This window comes from Flavitalea plasmicola (assembly GCF_030546645.1).
Taxonomy (GTDB): domain Bacteria; phylum Bacteroidota; class Bacteroidia; order Chitinophagales; family Chitinophagaceae; genus Puia.
Genome location: NZ_JAUOTO010000009.1, coordinates 63,184 through 82,179, shown reverse-complemented (window position 1 = coordinate 82,179; position 18,996 = coordinate 63,184). Strand labels below are relative to the sequence as shown.

Below are 18,996 nucleotides of genomic sequence, written 5' to 3'. Positions count from 1 at the left end.
TTCTTTGAAGAACCATGAACATCGTTATCAGACCAGCCGCAAAAGAAGACTTTCCCTCCGTCTTCAACCTCTTCAGGGAATTCTCCCTCTTCCAAAAAACACCCGAAAAACTACATATCACCCTCCAACAGCTCACAGCTGACGAAGAACATTTTAAATGCTTCGTCGCCGTCGCGGACGGCCAGATCATCGGCTTCGCCACCTGGTTCTTCGCTTACTACTCCTGGACAGGCCGCGCTATCTACCTGGACGATCTCTACGTAAAAGACACTCACCGAAAATACGGTATAGGCCGCCAGCTCCTCGACACGGTCATCGGGCATGCTAAAGAAAATAATTGCAGGTCTGTCCGCTGGCTCGTCTCCCGCTGGAATGACAATGCCATCGGGTTCTATCAAAAGATGGGCGCCCACATCGACGATACGGAGATCACTGCCGTCCTGCCCCTTTAATTACAGATCGGCAATGTATTCTGCAGGTCCCACCAAATTTTTCCCTTCTTCGCACTTGCGATCGCCGGCTGAGTGGCATATTGCTGATCCAGCGCCATCATCCTGGTCTCCGCATCCTGTAGAGCGCTCAGCTGTTCCCTCAGGCAGCTGACAGCATTTCCCCCATGCCTGTGCGACATGCAGATATTGAGCTTTATATTTAAAATGCTCTCCCGCACCTGATCCAGCGGGTCCATCATATTGATCATCGCCCGCTGTGCCGCGCTATCGTGGTAAAGGTTGCCTTGCTGGCTCTTGCGCACCAGCTCCTCATGCTTCTGGTTCAACGCTCTTTTAAAATCGACGATCGCCTGTTTCTCCGCCCTGCATTCTCCCGTCACCTGTTCCTGTTTACGGGCCACGTCCGCCTGTTCCTCCTGTATCTCCTGATGTTGCTTGGCAATGAACGCATCCTCCTGCACCTTGAAAGGAGCCGGATTAAAGCAGTTATGTACATTTTCCATTGACCCTATCCGGACATAGTTGGCCCCGAAATTCATCTCCATGATCAGGTAAAGCCCTTCTTCGCAATACATATACCCGACGCCGAAAGCGCCCAGGAATTTCAGGGGATGTAGCTTGTCCGGGAATCTGTCGCCATAAATAAAAAAGGTATTGACACTGCCATCATACCGGTAAGCCCTGGCATTGATCTTGTTGTCGCAATAGGCACGCATCTCCGACTTCCGCATCATATCTGCTCCCGCGGGTCGCGTTGCCGTAGGCGATTGATACAGGAAATTCTGTGTATTGCCCGTATGTACCCAATGGTCGATGCCATTCTTGCTTTTTTGGTTCTTGTACATGTACACATTCCCCTTCAGGCTCATCACCGTAAAGGTGAAATTTTCCAGTTCAGGCATGATCTCCAGTACAGCGCCGCCATGGGAAGAAGGAGGCAGTATCCCTGTCAGCCCATTATGCGTGTCCAGGTAAATGCTTTGTTCCGCATCCATACGGCCCACCTTCATCTTCAGGTACAGCTGCTTATCGAAACAATAAGGCTGCCCGTTCGGCACGATAATGATGGGCTGGCTTCCTCCCGTGAGCACAGGCGCTCTGGTGATCTCCTGCCTCCACTGGGCAAAATGTATCGTATCCCGCCGGGGAGGCGGGTTCTGTGCATATAGATCGCTCCAAATACTGAACAAAAAGCAACATCCTATCAATAGACGTCTCATCATTTCATAATTTATTTACAGCTTGACAAATTCCACTCTCCTGTTCTTAGCCTTCCCCGCATCCGACGTATTGGCAGCCACGGGCTGCGTAGCTCCCTTTCCATCCGACTGCAATCGGGCATCCTCGATGGAAAAATGGGTCATGATATAATTCTTCACGGCGGCAGCCCTCCGTTTCGACAGATCCAGATTATGCGCGGCCGCGCCATCGCTGTCCGTATGACCCACGATCAGCACCCGCACAGAAGGGTTCTTCGCTAGCGCATCCCCCAACTGGTCGATAACAGCATACGACGACGGCTTGATCACATCACTGTTGACATCGAATAAAATATCATTGGTCACCGCCTTGCCATCTTCCAATAATTGTTTCACCAGCAGGCTCCGGGCATCCGTCTCCGCCGAAGCGATCCGGATATTGCCCACCAGCACATCCACCTGGGGAGCAGGCACCATATACACGCTGGATAAATAAAAATTATTCCGCATGCCAGGGGTCAATGCCCTGGGCAGATCTATCAGCTTCACCTGGTCCGCATACACGCGTATCCGCGTCTTGTTGATGGCCATATCGATATGCAGCACCCTGTTGGCGTAGGAGGGCAGGGGAAAATCGTTCTTATTGCCTACCACATCCTTCAACCCATACTCCAGGCTATGTCCGTCGTTCTCACGGTATCGGTTGATACCCACAAAGAATTTATCCTTATAGGCTATATCGTCTTTCAAAATGTCCGACACGGAAGTAAGTCCGAACTGAATATAAGGCGTCAGCTGATCCCCCTGCGCCTGCAGAAAAAGGTCAAATCCGATCGTGCAGTTCTCCGGCAAAGCCTTGTTCAGCACAGGATTGACAACGGAATTATGCGCTATGTCCAGCCACTTTCCCCGCTGCCCTTCGATATTCACCACCTTACCGCTGCCATTGGTATTCCATTGCGCCGGAAAATCCAACAAGGCGTCCTTCTCAAAATGCTCTTCGAAAAGGACATTCGCGCCCGGCACAAAATCTCCATACGCTCCCCCCGAAACCACCGGCCCGCCCGGCATAGCATCTCCATTTCCCTCTCTCACTCCCGACATGGTACTACCTGCCGTAGCCCCACTGGCGCTCCCGGCCCCGCTATTCTCATCCACCTTCTTCGGCTTCTTCTTAAATAAATTCCCGATCGCCCTCCCGGCCTTACTCACACTCGAATCTATCCCACCACTAATACCCTGATCCATCTTATCTCCGACTTTCTGCTTGGCCGTCCCCTTCGCCCTTTCCCCCAATGTCTGTCCTTGCCCGCACAAAGCGCTTAAAAAAACCAATAACCCAAGAATAAAACATTTCATAAAAAAAGTTTAATGATTAGGAGGAGTCACCAGCACCGGTGTCGAATAATTATTACGCTCGTTCGACTCCTTTGAATTATTATAAAAATCCGCCAGCAGGATCAGGTAGAACTTGTCACCCCCCCGCACATCGCTGATCAACACCTCGAACGTCAGGTCCCCGCCCCAGCTTTGCCCGCCTTTTACGATCGGTAGCTTGGGTTCCGCTGCACAATAGGTCCACGGCGCCATCGACCCATGGTCATTCGCAGCCGGAGGAAGATTGGCAGGCGGCTTATATGTTCCCGATGCGTCAGCGTAAAAGCACTTCAGCGTCGTCAGCACGTTCGAAGGCAGTTCCCCGATGTTGCGTACTCCCACGCTCACCGTCACCACGAAAGCCCCCCGATTCACATCCTTGACGATACTTTTCACACTAAAACTCGTGACCTCCAGATCCGGCGGCCTGTAGTAACGGATATTCGGACCCACCGGCTGCGGCTTTCCCGACAGCCTGGGCGGCAGGGTTTGGGCACAGGCTATATACCCTACGCCCATCAACAGAAAAAAGATGATAGTTCTCATTGTATGGTTACTTTACGTATGCAATTCCATGTCTTGTCGGCCTGGTAGAAGGTATTGGTGGCATCTCCGACAGAGCCCGCCAGCATCCCCGTGCCAAGGCCGACACCCCCGAGGGTCTGGACAAACCCATCCGTATTGACCCTGCGTACATGGACAGGCGGATAATCGTCAGCATTTTCCTCCGTGATGTAAATGACGCCGGAGGCATCCATGGCCATTCCTACGATACCGACAAATCCCACAGCATCTCCATAGCCGTCCACGTTGGAATATAATTTATTGTTGCCGGCGATGGGATACACGCCGCCCGAAAGCCCCACCTTACTGATGGTGCTTCCATCAGCGACATAGAGCATATTATTTCTGCAGATCATTGCCACAATGCCGTTAAAACCTCTTGCAATGGTGGTTACCACACCCGTGGGCGTGATCTTTCTGATCCAACCGCCGTCACCTACATAGACATTGTCCGAACCATCGACGCATATGCCGCCATACAGAGAGCTAAAACCGGCAGCGGTCCCTATCCCATCCACAGCACGTTGCGTCGCATTGCCCGCAAAAGTGGTTACCACACCAGCCGGTGTGATCCTCCTGATCCGATAGTTATCCAGGTCGGCGACATATACATTGCCGGAGTGATCGACAGCCACCGAATACGGATGATGAAACATCGCCCCCGTGCCCGTCCCATCGGCAAAACCCACAGCGCCGCTGCCCGCGACGGTCGTCACCTGCCCGAAATTGTTCATCTTGCGGATACGGTTGTTCTCACAATCCGCTATATAGATATTGCCAATCGCATCGCGGGCCAGACCCGTTGGATGGTTGAACTTGGCGGCATTTCCCGTTCCATCCGCATAGCCGGGAGAGTTCTGCCCGACACCCGCGACAAAGGACATGCCGGCATTCCAATCATAGATAAACCCAGCGCCGGAGGACCATTTACCTTTTACAGCTACGGAGATAGGCCCCGTGCCCGCCTTATCCGGCACGATGGCCAGGATCTGGTTGTCGGACATACCCGTAACGATGGCCGCCACGCCATTCACCTTTACTACAATATCCGAAGTAGCGTTCCCAAAATGCTGTCCGCTGATGGTGATATAGGTACCCCGCGTGCCTTCAGCAGGTGTCACGTCGCTGATGCTATGCTCAGCCCCAGGTGCCATCGTTGGCGGATTTTTTAAGACCACCTGTTTCTGAACAGCCGTCAACAATCGGGGAGAGACGATGGTCTTTGTACTGCTGGCGGTGGAGTTCGCCGGCTTCATAGCGACGCCGGACACCGGCTTTGCAGCATTTGGAGCGACCGGCTTAAAAGGCGTCTGTGCCTTTGTATTCATATACAAGGCGGCGCTTACACATAGGAGGAAGATATATTGTTTCATAATACCCGAAAGTACCCTTTCAGGCTGCCCACTGCAACTACATCATCATGTAGGCATCTATCCAACTCCCTTAGAACAAAAGGCTTATCAGCTTTCCCTTCAATCCCTTGGACACTGCTTCCGGGGCGGAATGTACGTGAAGCTTATCGTAGATATTCTTGATATGAAAGCGTACAGTGTCCATGCTTATTTTTATTTCCACGGCGATCATCTTATAGCTGAACCCCCTGGCCAGCAACTGTAAGATCTGGACCTCCCGTTGTGAAAGGTCCACATTTTCCGTATCCGGACCCTTGGCCGCCGGCACCATCTGCAGGATCTTACGGGCTACCGTGCCCGTCATAGGAGCCCCCCCGCTAAGGACATTCCTGATGGCGGAAGGGATCTCTTCCGTAGCACATCGCTTCAGGATATAGCCCGAAGCTCCCGCACACACGGCATTAAAGATATTCTCATTGTCATCAAACACGGTCAGCATGATAACAGGCAGGACCGCATCCATCTGCCGGATCCGCTTCACAGCCGATACCCCATTCACGGCAGGCATATCGATATCCATCAGCACCACATCCGGCTTCAGCTCCCGGATATCCGTCTCCACCGTCTCCGCATTGGACATAGCGGCGATCATCTCCATGTCAGGCTCCTCACGGATCAAAGTCTCCATGCTCTGCCTCAGCGCTTCATGATCATCATACATTAATATTCTTACAGGCATATACTTCTCAATTTACGTCCCCCCATCCTTCTTCCGTCCTACATCATCATGTAGCCGCCGGCAGGTCCAACAGTACGGTAGTCCCCCGCCCCGGCGACGCCTGGATATGGCAGCGGCCATCCAGGGAAGCCGACCGCACACGCATATTGTTCAGGCCATTGGTGCTCCGCGGCTTATCCGGCTCAAAACCCACCCCGTTGTCCTTCACCTCCAGCAGGATCCGGGCATTGCAGAGCCGGAAAGACACTTCCATTAAAGTACAATGGGAATACTTGGCTGCATTGTTCACCGCTTCCTTGAAAATAAGGAAGATCTCCTTCCGCTGCTGCATGGAAAAGGAATGGCCCAGCAGCTCTTCCGCGGCTTCAAATCGGATAGCGATCTCCCTGGCCTCCAACGTCTGGGCAAGATATTCGCGCATCCGCACCATCATATTCTCGATCTTGTCATTGTCACTCCTGATAGCCCACACGATATCGCTCATGCTCTGCTGCATCTGACGGGACTGCTCCGTGATCTTCTCCAGCAGGGAATAGGCCCCGGACTGGTCCTTTTCCAGGTGGTTACGGCTCACCTGCGAAAGGATGTGAATGCTGGTAAGCGTAGACCCCAGCTCGTCATGGAGGTCACGGGCAATAAGATTACGCATCTCCAGCAACGCCGCCTGTTGTTGCAGCTTCTTCTTCAGCTGCCAGCGATTGAATATTCCCGCGGCGATCAGTGCAAGCAGGACAACGCTTCCAATAAGGATATTCCTTGTCTGCTTTTGCTGCTGCAATTGCCGCTCTTTCAGCTCCTTTTCCGCCCGCGCCAGCTGCAATTCCTGCTCCTTGCTCTTTGCCTGCAATTCACTTTTATCCAGCTCCACCTCCTGCTGCGCGATCCGGGTACTCTGCAGCTCCCCCGATTGCGACAACAAACTGATCTCATTGTCCTGCTTCTCTATCTCCAGCTGATGGATACGCTCATTAGCCTTCAATTCCCCAATAGCCTTATCCTTCTTCTCCGTCTCATACCGCGCCTGGATCTCCGCTATGTTGCGCGCCGTCTCCGCATGCAGCATACTATCCTTATAAGCATAATACTTCTTCAGGCTTTCATACGCCCGGTAAAAATCCTTCCGCTCCTTATAAAAAACGGTCCGGTAATAATATAGGTCCCTGAGATTGCTCTTATCGTCGATGGCCAATGAGATCTTAACCCCCTCGTCAAAATAACCCTCCGCTCCCACCGAATCCTTCAAGGTCCCGGACAGTACCGCAGCAGCTATACAGCGGTGGGCCAGCATACCGGAATCCCCCGTCTCACGGCAAAGCCGGATGGCCTTTTTCTCATACTCGAATGACTCCTCATTCTTCCCCCTCCGGTTCAACATGAGGGACATACCCGTGTAGCTTTGCGCCAGCCTCCTCTTCGATCCGCTGAGTTCCGCATACCTCAGCCCCTCCCGCTGAAGGCGCATAGCCTGGTCCATACTGTCCATCTGAAGATAGATCTGCGAAAGATTGTTATAAGACAAGGCAAGTATATCCTTATCCTGACCCCTCTCCCGGATCCGCAGCGCCTGGGTCGCATACTGGATAGCTTCCTGCTTATTGCCCAGCTCCAGGCTGCTGCCGGAGAGATTGCTGAGCGTTTCTGCCATACCGTCAGCATCATTGATCCTGTCGTAGATACGCATCGCCTTCAAATACCACTCCCGCTGCTTATCCAATTCACCCTTATTACCGTACAGGTATCCCATGTCGTTATAAACCCTCGCTGTATGGGAAGACTGCTCTTTTTCCCACCGCACCGATAGTGACCGCTGAAGATAGGCCAGGGCTTCCTCCTTCCGATTGGCGGCAAGGGCCCATTGTCCCAACCCATAGTAAGACCTGGCAATAAGAAAACTGTCCTTCAGGAAAAGGCTCAGCTGCAATGCCTGCCGGCACAGCAACGCGGCGGAATCGAGTTTGGAAAGTTCTTTAAGCCTGTCGGCTTCCTCCAGTAAGGCAGACACATGCGCGGGATCCTGGACAATATGGGCCCTTTCAGTGCCGTGATGGCGCTGTGAGGTCCGGTCGGACTGGGCGACGACGGCGGAAAGGAGTAAAAGGGATAGGCCGGTCAAAAGCCCCGGCAAGAGGCGATATTGGCTCATGTTGTAAGGCCCTTGCCATGAAGATACTAAATTGATATCAATCCTACTCCTCCGGACTCAGTACAAATCCTATCCGCTCTATTTCCTCCTTCAGCAGCGGCTCCATCCCCTCATATACGTCCTGCACCATTTGCACCAGCCCCGCCACCTCGTCCCCCTCCCTGCTTTGAACTTCTATCTGCGCCAACAGGCTATGCAGGACATGCGCTTGCAGCACACGGGCGCTTCTTTTCATTCTGCCGGCACGGTAGACCACCTGCTCGTGCTCGCCGCCGAGAGCAGCCCCCCGCATTTCAGCTATCCTTCCGGGAGATTCACTTATAAAGGCATTAAGCCGGTCCCATAGATAATGCCGGTCATCCATCTGCCGTAGCAGGCTCAGGTCATACGCCGGCAATTCATCCGCCATCGCTCCCGCATCCTGGAACAAAGGCAGCGCACTGCGCCCATCCAGCAGCCCGGCGATCTTTTTGTATAGTTCTTTAAAATCAAAAGGTTTGGTCATATACTCGTCCACCCCCGCATCCAGGCAGCGTACCTGCTCGCCTACCAGGGCCGTAGCCGTCATGGCAATGATCGGGATCTGCAGCTTCAGCTCATCCCGAATGAGCTTTGTCGCCCCATAGCCATCCATGACTGGCATCTGCAGGTCCATGATGACGAGATCATAACCATTGTCCTGCAGCAACAGGTCCACGGCTTCCCTGCCGTCGTTGGCCAGCTGAACGATGCCCCCGGCCTTTGTCAGCACATATTCCACCAGTTTCTGGTTCACTACATTATCTTCCGCCACCAGGAATCGCCGGCCCGTCAATAACTGGCTGTGATCAGTCATGGCCGTCGCTGCCCGCCCGCTCGCCGTCTCCTCCCGCTCACTATTACCATAGGAGAGGGAAAAACTAAAGACAGATCCCTTCCCCGCTTCACTTTCGACTTGAATATTTCCACCCTGTAATTGCACCAACTGCTTGCTGATAGCCAGCCCCAATCCGGTGCCGCCATACTTCCGTGATATATCGAGGCCCGCCTGGGAGAAATTGTCGAAGATCTCCGGCAGCCGCTCAGCCGGGATACCAATGCCGGTATCCATCACCGTAAACAGCAGCTCGGCATGCTCGGCCGTTCGTTGCTGTAAGTCGACTTTCAAAGTGACGGCGCCTCGCTCCGTAAATTTAATGGCATTGCCGATAAGATTGATCAATACCTGGTTCAGCCGGTAAGGGTCCCCTTTCATTAAATGAGGGAGCCGTGCATCTGTCGACAGGTGAAAAGCCAATCCCTTTTTCTTCACCCGGTGGATAAAGATCGCTTTCACATTCTCCAGTACATCTTTCAGCCTGAAATCTATTTTCTCGATGGCAAGCTTACCCGCTTTGATCTTGGAGAAATCCAGGATATCGTTGATGATCACCAGCAAATTGTCCGCAGATAGTTTGATAATGTCGACGAATTCTTTCTGCCCTTCTGTAAGAACGGTCTCACGTAATAGGTTGGTCATCCCCTGTATGCCATTCATCGGCGTTCGGATCTCATGGCTCATATTGGCAAGGAACTGCTCCTGCATCCCTTTGGCCGCCTGCGCCTCCCTCGTGGCCGCGATCAATTGCTGCTGGTAATGCGCCCTCGACCTCTCCAGTTCCTCCTTCATACGATGCGTTTCGGAAATATCCCTGACGATACACTGAAAGCCAGCGGGTTTTCCCCGCCGCAGCAAAAGCACGGCAAATTGCTCCACCCACTTTATCTCCTTATCACGTGTAAGTATACGGAAGCTGAAAGAGGTTTCCCGGACACCACTTTTCAGCTGATTGAAATAATGCTTCCTGACCTCCCGCAGGCTGGCAGGATCTATCAGCATCGAGAAATGCTTACCCTGCAGCGCCTCCGCGGAATAGCCCGTCAGCTCCATCGCCTTGGCGCTGACAAACGTAATATACCCTTCTTCATTCGTGGAGTAGATCACGGCGCCGGCATTCTCGATGAGCATCCGGTATTTTAATTCACTTTGGAGAAGATTCTTTTCCGCATTTTTTCGCAGAACAATATCCCTGTTCAGTTGAAGGAGGATGACTACGATGAACAGAAAAGCCAGCGCCGAACCCGTAATGAGCATATAGGTGCTCCCTCGCTCATTGCTCTGTCTGGCCGCCTGCCGCTGGGTAAGCAGGTTTCGCTCTTCCCGCATCATGGAACGCAATGCCCCTTTCATCCGGTGGATCATGGCCGCGGCCTTCATACCCGCACTTGGCCGGTCTATCACCGCCGTCCCGAGATAAACAATACTATCCACAAATATCCCCAGCTGGTGCGTATAGCCCGACAGCTCCCGCAGATAGGTCCGCTGAAGCACATTGTCTTCCGTTAGCTCCTCCAGCCGGGTGAGATATTGCTCCAACAGTCCATGGGACTCCGCCATGCGCGCCTTTAAAGTGTCCGCACCACTGATACTATACTGAAGAGAATAAGCCTCACCCTCCGCCATCTCACTGTCTATCCGCTCGATCTGCTCGATCACGGAATAGGTATGGTCGATCCAGTACCTCTCGTTCTTCATGTTCGCCTTGTTGGAAAAGATCAGCCACCCCACCAGGCAGAGGGATGCTATGGAGAAAAGCAATAGCCACGTTATCTTCCGTTGAATTCCGGACAATCCATTAAAAAAAGTTCTCATACCTGTCAATGGCGTTGAAATAAGCACTTAACCAATTGTATAGTAACGCATAATCTCTTCTAAGATTTCTGCCTTATCAAAGAAGGGTCGTTTTTTTAGAAAAATTACATATAAACACCTATTTTTCATTCGCCCGTTGGTGTATTTTTTCGCACGCCCCCATATTTATTGGATAAATTCGTCTGAACGCACAAACGCCTGTACATGAGAAAGCTCGCCGCCGCAATGGCCATCATTTTCTTTTACAATATCCATGCCCTGCACGCCCAGCATATTCCTGCGCCCAAACAACATTTCGGCTTCAACATCGGTGACGATTATCAATTGGCCACCTACACCCAAACGGAAGCTTATTTCCGCAAGCTGGCAGCCGCGTCGGATCGGGTCCGCCTGGTAGAGATCGGCAAGACCGAAGAAGGCCGGACACAGCTCATGCTCATCGTTTCATCTCCTAAAAATATCCGGGATCTGGACCGCTACAAGACGGTCTCTCAGCAGTTGGCCCATGCCGAAGGCCTTACTGACGAACAGGCCCATGCGCTGGCAGCCAAAGGCAAGGCAGTAGTATGGATCGATGGCGGCCTTCACGCCACCGAAACAGTAGGCACCCACCAGCTGATCGAGACGGCCTGGCAGCTCATCAGCCGTAAAGACCCGGAAACCCTGCAGATCCTGGACAATGTGATCATCCTCCTTACACATGACAACCCCGACGGACAGGAGTTGGTATCCTCCTGGTATATGCGCAATCCCGTGCCTGAAAAAAGATCGTTGGAGAATGTTCCCCGCTTGTATGAAAAATATGCAGGTCATGACAATAACCGCGACTTCTTCATGCTGAACCTGAAAGAGACACAGAACATAGGTCGCCAGCTCTTCATCGAATGGCTGCCCCAGATCATGTATAATCACCACCAGACAGGTCCCGCCGGCTCCGTACTGGCAGGCCCTCCTTATCGCGATCCTTTTAACTACGTTTTCGACCCGCTGATCCTCACCAGCATCGACGCGGTAGGCGCCGCCATGAACAATCGCCTTAACGTAGAAGGCAAGCCGGGCTATACCCAGCGCTCGGGTTCCGTCTTTTCCACCTGGTACAACGGCGGCCTCCGTACTACTACCTACTTCCATAACATGATCGGACTTTTGACAGAGATCATCGGCAGCCCCACGCCGGCTACAGTGCCCCTGATCCCCCAGCGGCTGATCCCCAACAGCGCCACTCCCAATCCCATTACCCCGCAACCCTGGCATTTCAGGCAATCCATCGATTATTCCGTTTCACTGAACTATGCCGTGCTGGACTACGCTGTCCGCTACAGGGACGAGCTGTTGTACAACATGTACAGGATGGGCCTCAACTCCATCCAACGGGGACAAAAAGACTACTGGACCCTTTCGCCTAAACGCATCGCCGCCATTGAGCAGCTGTATAGGGATGCGCCCCGTGAGAGAAGGTCGCCCCGTGCCGATTCCGCCGCCGGCGAGCCCGAAGACTCCAATGCCATTCCCGTCAAATACTATGATAGTATCCTGAAAGATCCCGCCCTGCGCGATGCCCGCGGTTACATCATTCCCGATCAGCCCGACAACGCTACAGCCATCCGTTTTATCAACGCACTCATCAACACAGGCATCGTCGTCTATCAGGCTACGGATGACTTCTCGGTCTCCGGCGCCTCCTATAAAAAGGGCTCCTGGATCATTAAGACCGACCAGGCTTTCCGCCCGCACATTCTGGATATGTTCGAACCGCAGGACCATCCCAACGACTTCCAATACCCGGGTGGTCCTCCCATCCCTCCCTATGACGCAGCCGGCTGGACCCTGGCTTACCAGATGGGAATAAAGTTCCAGCGCATCCTGGATCCATTCGACGGCCCCTTCCGCCGCATCCCCTATGGAGAAGAGCAGCATCCGAAAAAGACATTCACGGCGGCAGCGCCTTCCGGCGGTTTCATCCTTGACGCAAGGGCCAACCAATCATTTACAGTAGCCAACGACCTGCTCAAACAGGGCATCGGTGTCCATCGTGTGACGGATGCCGCCACTGCCCTCCCGGGTTCCTTTTACATTCCCAATACCCCCCATGCAATAGCAGCCCTCACCGCCTCCATCGCCTCCACAGGCGCCGAAGCCTCTCTCCTCGCTCAAGCCCCCAACCCCGCATCCCTCAGCCCCATCCGGCCCGCGCGTATAGCCCTTTGGGATACCTACGGCGGCTCCCTGCCCTCCGGCTGGATCCGCTGGATCGCAGAGCAATACCATTTTCCCGTAGAGGTCATTTATCCTAAAGACATAGACAGCGTCGACCTCCATGCCAGATTCGACCTGATCATTTTTGTATCGGGTGCCATTCCGCCCCTGCCCACCCCCGGCGCCACCATGCCCGGCCGCGGCCGCTTTGGCGGCCGTCAGCCCAAGCCGGAAGACATTCCCGAAGAATACCGCTCCCACCTGGGTCGCATCACCGCGGACAAGTCTATTCCACGTCTGAGAAAATTCCTGGAAGAAGGCGGCAACATCGTCACCATCGGCGCCAGCACCAACCTGGCTTATCACCTCGGTCTGCCGGTCCAGGACGCACTCACCGAATTAGTGGGAGGAAAAGAAAGGAAATTGCCCGGAGAAAAATTCTATGTCCCCGGCAGCGTGCTGCAGGTCAGCGTGGATTCCACCCAGCCGGCAGCATGGGGCATGAGCGGCAAAGCCGATATCTATTTCGAACAAAGCCCGGTCTTCAACATCTCACCGGCTGCCTATACTTCCGGCCAGATACGCCCCATCGCCTGGTTCGCCACCGACAAACCCCTGCGCAGCGGCTGGGCCTGGGGCCAGGCCTACCTGCGCAATGGCATAGCCGCTTTCGTAGCTACTGTCGGCAAAGGGAAGCTGTACGCCTTCGGTCCCGAGATCACTTTCCGGGCCCAGACGCACGGGGCATTTAAATTTCTATTCAATGAGATGTATGTCCCTGCTGATCCGCAATAAACTACCCGATCGCCTTCTTCAATATTCCCACAGCCTCTTCCATCTCCTTTTCATTCATGGAAGCAAACCCCAATCGTACGGCATTGGGCCGGGGTGGAGGAGTATGATAATACTCCTCCCCTGTACTAACATACAGCCCCATCCGCCGCGCCTGTTCCGCCACAGCCCTCGCCGTGGTCCTTCCCGTATATTGAGCCCATACGGCAAATCCTCCATCCGGCACAGTAAACCGTATCTTGCCTGCCAGCTCATCCTGCAGCATAGAACAAAGCAGGTCCCGTCGCGCGTGGTATATCTTGTTGGCCTTTTTCAGATGCCGGCCGATATCCCCATGTTTTAGCAGATTGGCAATAGCCTCCTCCAGCAGTTGTTCGCCCTGCCTGTCCACAAGCCGGCGAAGGCACGTGGCTTCCCGGATCAGGTTCGCCGGCGCCACCATAAAGCCGATACGAATGGCCGGTGCAATTGTCTTGCAGAAGGAACCTACATAGATCACATTGCCATAATGATCTATGCTGGACAAAGGCAAAATAGGGCTCGTGGAATACTGAAAGTCAAAATCATAATCATCTTCCAGGACGGCAAATTGATATTTCATAGCCAGTTCCAGCAACTGCATTCTCCGCGCTGGCGTAAGTGTGACCGTGGTTGGATTATGATGATGGGGAATGAGGTACAGCAACCTTATTTTTTTCCGGCGGCAAAGCTCTTCCACAGCATCGACAACGATGCCTCCCTCATCCACAGGTACGAAATTCACCCGGGCCCCGGCATTTTCCAACACCTGGGTGGCGCCCACATATCCCGGTTCTCCCACTATTACATGATCTCCCCATTCCAGCAGCACCTGGCTTGTGAGATAAAGTGCCATCTGTACCCCCTTCGTTATGAGTAATTGCTCGGGCGATACCTGCAGGCCACGGGTCTCGTTCAAAAATTTAGAAAGCGCTGTCCTTAGATTTTCCGAACCCTGCTCGGGACCGTAGGATAAATACTTCGCCGTGAACTTGTAATGGGCAAATCGCCGGTATTCCCGTATCAGCAGGTCCACAGGAGCCAGGCGTGTGTCGGGAAATCCGTCGTTGAAGACCAGCCTCTCCCGGACAGGTGTATAGGTCCCGGCATACTGGAATTTTTTCTCACGCACAGGGAATGCCGTCCTTTCAGGGTAAACATAACCAGCCTTCGAAGCCGCCATCTGCCGCGGCTTGATCTCAGGCAGGTTTTCCGAGACATACAATCCTTTCCGTTCAAAGGACTCCACCCAATCCTGCGCCAGCAGCTCGTCATAAGCCGCCAATACTGTCTTACGGTGAATGCCCAATGCGCCGGAAAGGCTCCGGCTGGGTGGCAGCGCCATGCCCGGCTTCAGAACACCCTGCTTGATGATACCTACAATGCCGTTGGCAATCTGGAGATATACAGGCACGGCAAGGTCCTTGTCAATGGTAAGCAAACGGTTGATCGGCGTCATGCTGGACTACTTTATTTGAATAATCTGGACTATAAAGATAGTCCAATGAGGGGATACATTTGATAAAAACCAAGCAATATGAACACGAAAAAGATCCTCATTATCCTGGCTTTTATAGCCATCTATTTCATCTGGGGTACTACCTACCTGGCTAATCTCTTCGGCCTGCAAGGCATGAAACCTTTCGTCCTCTCCACGCTGCGGTATACCGCGGCCGCTGTCATATTGCTTGTTTGGTGCTTTGTCAGAAGACTATCCTTTCCGAAAGGCGGTCAGCTGAAAGTGCTTGCCATCAGCGGGCTGCTGATGCTGGGTGGCGGTGCAGGTTTTGTGGTCATCGGGGAACAGTATATAAATTCAGGGCACGCGGCCGTGATCATCGCCACGGAGCCACTGCTTTTTTTACTGATGGACAAAAAAAGCTGGAGAACAAATTTCTCTGATAAATGGATGCTCACGGGATTGCTGCTGGGTTTTACCGGGATCTTTATGTTCTCGCGTTTTACCGCAGCCACGGGTACCGCAATGGGCGGCGTGATGGAAACGATAAAGGGAACGGTACTGGTGCTGCTGAGTTCGGTATTCTGGGTTTCCGGGACCTTATATGCCAGGAGGCATCAGGTAAGTCACAGCTCCGGCGTGGCCGATGCCGCCGTGCAACATCTGGCAGCTGCCATTGCCTGTTGCGTTATTGCCTTGTCGCAGGGCGAATGGGGTTCCTTCTCTCCGTCGGAGATCCCCACAACGACCTGGGGTGCGCTGGCCTTCCTGGTGGTGATGGGCTCCCTGGTGGCCTTCATAGCATTCTCCTGGTTGATAAAAGTAAGGCCCCCTGCCATCGTAAGCACGCATACCTATGTCAACCCCGTAGTGGCCGTCGTCATTGGTTGCCTCATTGCCAAAGAACAGATCGCCCCCATGCAGATCGCAGCCCTCGTCATGGTCCTGGCAGGCGTAGTGCTCACCGCAATGAAGAAGACTTCTGCCTTATGATGCAGGTTAGTTGAGAGATTGCTTATTGTATTTGTTCCGGTAATCCACGGGCGACATGGAAGTGATCTTCTTAAAGACATCCCGGAAAGCCTTGATATTGGAGTAGCCTACGTCATACATCACTTCATTGACAGTCTTGCGGCCCGTCTCCAGCTGCCGCTTGGCAGCCTCTATTTTCAGGCGCTGCATATATTCCAGCACCGTATTGTTCGTCGCCCGCTTGAACCTTCTTTCGAATGTACGACGGCTGATGGCGAATTTCTCGCTCAGCATGTCAATGGTGATCTTGTCCTGGTAATTGGTTTCGATGAATTCCTGTACCTTGACGATATCCGGATCATTGTGGATCTTCTGGCCTTTGAATATGCTGAAGGGCGATTGGCTCATCTTGTCGATGTCCAACACAAAGAATTTGGACGCCAGGATGGCCAGCTCACGATTGGTATATTTCTCGACGAGGTGCAACAGCAGGTTCCAGTAAGAATTGGCGCCGCCGCTGGTATAGATCCGGTCATTGTCCGTCACTACCCTGGATGCGGTAAGGTCCACTTCGGGGAACATCTCCTGGAACTCATTCGCGAATAGCCAGTGCGTGGAACAGGTCTTGCCATTCAGCAGCCCCGTGCTGGCCAGGATAAAAGCCCCCAGGCAGAGGCTTGCCACTTCGGCTCCCGCCTTATATTGTTCGACGATCCACGGTACAAATTCCTGGTTCAGCTTGATGGCCCTTCCCAGGTCACCGCTCACTGCCGGTATGATGATCAGATCAGGCTTTGCCGCAGCGCCCAGCACCGTGTCCACATGAATGGAGAAGATGCCTTCCGTAACTTTTACTTCTTTGTTCAGTCCAACCAGCTGCACCCTGAATAAAGGGTCTTTTCCGGCGCTCTTTAAAAATTCGTTGACGGCCGTGAATAAATAGCGGGGATCGGCTACCGCTTCGATCACAGCAGTTTCAGGAACAAGGATGGCGACATTTTTCATATAGTGCTAGGTTGTGTGATTCCCTGTAAAGATAAGGGGAAGCCCTGTCGTAAACAACCCCCCGGATTGACGTATTACCATACTTTCAATCTGGCTTTGCGGCAATAGCTTTGTTGTATCAAAATCACCAGATAAAGCCAGGATATGACACAGATCCACGCCTACTTGAATTTCAATGGCCAGTGCCGGGAAGCCATGACATTTTACCAGGAATGCCTGGGTGGCGACCTCACCCTCCAGCGGGTAGCGGAATCCCCTATGGCCGCCCGGTTGCCGGCCAGCGAAGATGCCAATATCATGCATAGCATCCTCTCCCGCGACGGACTCATGCTCCTGGGGTCGGATATGATGGGTAAAAAGCTGGAAAAGGGCAATGCCGTCTCCCTTTGCCTGCGGTGCAGCAGCAACGAAGAGATCAATACCTTCTTCGACAAGCTGGCCATGGGCGGTAAGGTAAAAATGCCCCTCCACCAAAGCTTCTGGGGCGCCACTTATGGCGAGCTCACCGATAAGTACGGTATAAACTGGCTCTTTCATTACGCAAGAAATTAGTCAAAAATTAAATAACACATAAAATCAACCAATTATGCGACGCAACAAGATCATCTACTGGATTTTCACAGGTATCATCTTTGCCTTTGATTCCCTCATCCCCGCCCTGACCTCCAATACGCAGCTGGCGATCGACGGCATCCGCCGTCTGGGATTCCCCGATTATTTCAGGGTCGAGCTGACAGTCTTTAAAGTATTGGGAGGCATTGTCCTCATCCTTCCCATGGTGCCTCGCCGTTATAAGGAATGGGCCTATGCCGGCTTCGGCATCAATTTTATCTCGGCCACAGTAGCTACCTGGGTCGTCGGCGGTTTTTCACCCAACATCGTTCTGCCCCTGGTCCTCCTGGCCATGCTGGTCATCTCATACGTCTCCTATAACAAGCTCGCCCAATCCAAATCCAAACCCCAAGCCCTACCCCAGGAACCCAATCAATACTTACCCGCATAATCTCATGCCCGGGCGAGCCATCGCCCGGGCAACCTACAAACACCTAACACATCCCCACCCCCGCAAAAGAAAAGGCATTAAATACAGGCGGAGAACCCAGTCGGCGCTATATGCCTGAAGTCCGCCTTACCTTTCGGTCAGAGCATTCAGCCACCAATGCCCCATAGCATTTCATGCACAACAAGGAACAAATGCCGAATGGTACCGAAAGTACAGCGGCGGAAGGCCATATAGCTGCCGACAAAGCAAAAGACCCAAAACCCAAAAACCCTAAAAACCCTAAAAACAAAACTTTTCGTACCTTAGAGTCCTTCAAAACTCAAAAAGCCGAAAAACCAAGTGCCCGAAAATAATTATATATTCTCCCAGGTAATGCAACGCTACCTGCTCGACCCATTACCCCAAGCCCATCAACCCCTTCATCCTGGGGTCGACAATGAATTTATTACGGCCCTGCTCCGTTCCTTCGAAGAAAAGACTTTCAGCGCCGCTGACTTCGAACCCTATCGCATCGGACTGATCGTGGACTACATTCAGCGGACCCATTCCTTTTATTTACAGAAGAAGCTGCCCGAAATAGCCCAGAGCATCCTCCTCCTCTCAGGGCATTATGAGTCCAATCACCCCATCCTGATGATCCTGCAGACGTTCTTTCACAGGTATTGCCAGGACCTCACCACCCACATCAACGAAGAAGAAAAACTGCTGCTGCCCTATATCGTTAAATTGAACAATGCCAACCTGGCCCCTTATCACTTTTCCGAATACGTCATGGCAGGCCAGCGTTACTCCATCGCAGAATTCCTCAAAGATCACCACGATACGGAAGACGAGCTGAAAGACATACGCGAGGCCATTCGCCTCTACCAGCCACCCTCCACCAATGAATCCCTCTATCGCATCCTGCTCACTCAGCTGGAGACCTTCGAACAGGACCTGCACGTGCATGCCCTCATCGAGGAAGAGGTGCTGATCCCAAAAGCGCTGAAGCTGGAATCCGAGGTCCGCAGCCGGATGGACGCCACGGGTAAGCTGAACTGACCCCGTTTCATCC

Annotated in this window: 16 protein-coding genes; 7 read left to right on the top strand and 9 right to left on the bottom strand. The window is 53.0% G+C overall.

All coding sequences use genetic code 11. The features are described from left to right. The first annotated feature begins 14 nt into the window (after positions 1–14). The gene (locus tag Q4E93_RS29950) at positions 15–452 is read left to right on the top strand and encodes a GNAT family N-acetyltransferase (protein ID WP_303591618.1); all 438 of its coding nucleotides are present in this window, start codon (positions 15–17) and stop codon (positions 450–452) included. Here the strand turns inward: Q4E93_RS29950 and Q4E93_RS29945 are convergent. From Q4E93_RS29945 to Q4E93_RS29915, 7 genes are all read right to left on the bottom strand, one after another. Then, complete coding sequence (locus Q4E93_RS29945; RefSeq protein WP_303591617.1) at positions 449–1,675, bottom strand: hypothetical protein; 1,227 nt, start codon at positions 1,673–1,675, stop codon at positions 449–451. The genes Q4E93_RS29950 and Q4E93_RS29945 overlap by 4 nt on opposite strands. 12 nt (positions 1,676–1,687) lie before the next feature. Next, positions 1,688–3,010: an OmpA family protein gene (locus Q4E93_RS29940; protein WP_303591616.1), complete on the bottom strand. Its 1,323-nt coding sequence runs from the start codon at positions 3,008–3,010 to the stop codon at positions 1,688–1,690. Between the two features lie 9 nt (positions 3,011–3,019). Further along, positions 3,020–3,574, bottom strand: a complete 555-nt coding sequence (locus Q4E93_RS29935; RefSeq protein WP_303591615.1) for a hypothetical protein — start codon at positions 3,572–3,574, stop codon at positions 3,020–3,022. Further along, positions 3,571–4,965 (bottom strand): IPT/TIG domain-containing protein, encoded by a 1,395-nt coding sequence (locus Q4E93_RS29930; protein WP_303591614.1) that lies wholly within the window; start codon positions 4,963–4,965, stop codon positions 3,571–3,573. Before Q4E93_RS29930 ends, Q4E93_RS29935 begins: the two co-directional genes overlap by 4 nt. Before the next feature lie 70 nt (positions 4,966–5,035). After that, positions 5,036–5,683, bottom strand: coding sequence for a response regulator (locus Q4E93_RS29925; RefSeq protein ID WP_303591613.1), 648 nt, complete (start codon positions 5,681–5,683; stop codon positions 5,036–5,038). 46 nt (positions 5,684–5,729) lie between these two features. Further along, positions 5,730–7,826: a tetratricopeptide repeat-containing sensor histidine kinase gene (locus Q4E93_RS29920; protein WP_303591612.1), complete on the bottom strand. Its 2,097-nt coding sequence runs from the start codon at positions 7,824–7,826 to the stop codon at positions 5,730–5,732. A gap of 43 nt (positions 7,827–7,869) precedes the next feature. Beyond that, entirely contained in the window at positions 7,870–10,497 is a 2,628-nt protein-coding gene (locus Q4E93_RS29915; protein WP_303591611.1) for a hybrid sensor histidine kinase/response regulator, read from the bottom strand. Positions 10,498–10,701: 204 nt separating this feature from the next. Here Q4E93_RS29915 and Q4E93_RS29910 point away from each other — a divergent pair, with 204 nt between their 5' ends. Beyond that, the gene (locus Q4E93_RS29910; RefSeq protein ID WP_303591610.1) at positions 10,702–13,488 is read left to right on the top strand and encodes a M14 family metallopeptidase; all 2,787 of its coding nucleotides are present in this window, start codon (positions 10,702–10,704) and stop codon (positions 13,486–13,488) included. A 1-nt stretch (position 13,489) separates the two neighbouring features. Here the strand turns inward: Q4E93_RS29910 and pdxR are convergent, their stop codons facing one another. Next, positions 13,490–14,962, bottom strand: coding sequence for a MocR-like pyridoxine biosynthesis transcription factor PdxR (gene pdxR / locus Q4E93_RS29905; protein WP_303591609.1), 1,473 nt, complete (start codon positions 14,960–14,962; stop codon positions 13,490–13,492). A gap of 78 nt (positions 14,963–15,040) precedes the next feature. On the opposite strand from pdxR, the gene Q4E93_RS29900 reads away from it, so the two are divergent. Next, a complete protein-coding gene (locus tag Q4E93_RS29900; RefSeq protein WP_303591608.1) occupies positions 15,041–15,955 on the top strand; it encodes an EamA family transporter in 915 nt (304 codons plus the stop codon). Positions 15,956–15,961: 6 nt separating this feature from the next. On the opposite strand, the gene Q4E93_RS29895 is transcribed toward Q4E93_RS29900, so the two are convergent. Beyond that, a complete protein-coding gene (locus tag Q4E93_RS29895; protein ID WP_303591607.1) occupies positions 15,962–16,939 on the bottom strand; it encodes a GlxA family transcriptional regulator in 978 nt (325 codons plus the stop codon). Positions 16,940–17,083: 144 nt separating this feature from the next. On the opposite strand from Q4E93_RS29895, the gene Q4E93_RS29890 reads away from it, so the two are divergent. The 4 genes from Q4E93_RS29890 (at position 17,084) to Q4E93_RS29875 (ending at position 18,983) form a co-directional block, all read left to right on the top strand. After that, positions 17,084–17,491, top strand: coding sequence for a VOC family protein (locus Q4E93_RS29890; RefSeq protein WP_303591606.1), 408 nt, complete (start codon positions 17,084–17,086; stop codon positions 17,489–17,491). Between the two features lie 34 nt (positions 17,492–17,525). Further along, the gene (locus Q4E93_RS29885) at positions 17,526–17,942 is read left to right on the top strand and encodes a DoxX family protein (RefSeq protein WP_303591605.1); all 417 of its coding nucleotides are present in this window, start codon (positions 17,526–17,528) and stop codon (positions 17,940–17,942) included. A 173-nt stretch (positions 17,943–18,115) separates the two neighbouring features. Continuing rightward, a complete protein-coding gene (locus tag Q4E93_RS29880) occupies positions 18,116–18,295 on the top strand; it encodes a hypothetical protein (protein WP_303591604.1) in 180 nt (59 codons plus the stop codon). A 19-nt stretch (positions 18,296–18,314) separates the two neighbouring features. Then, positions 18,315–18,983 carry a hemerythrin domain-containing protein gene (locus Q4E93_RS29875; RefSeq protein ID WP_303591603.1) on the top strand — a complete coding sequence of 223 codons (669 nt, stop codon included), beginning with the start codon at positions 18,315–18,317 and terminating at the stop codon, positions 18,981–18,983. The last annotated feature ends 13 nt before the right edge of the window (positions 18,984–18,996 follow it).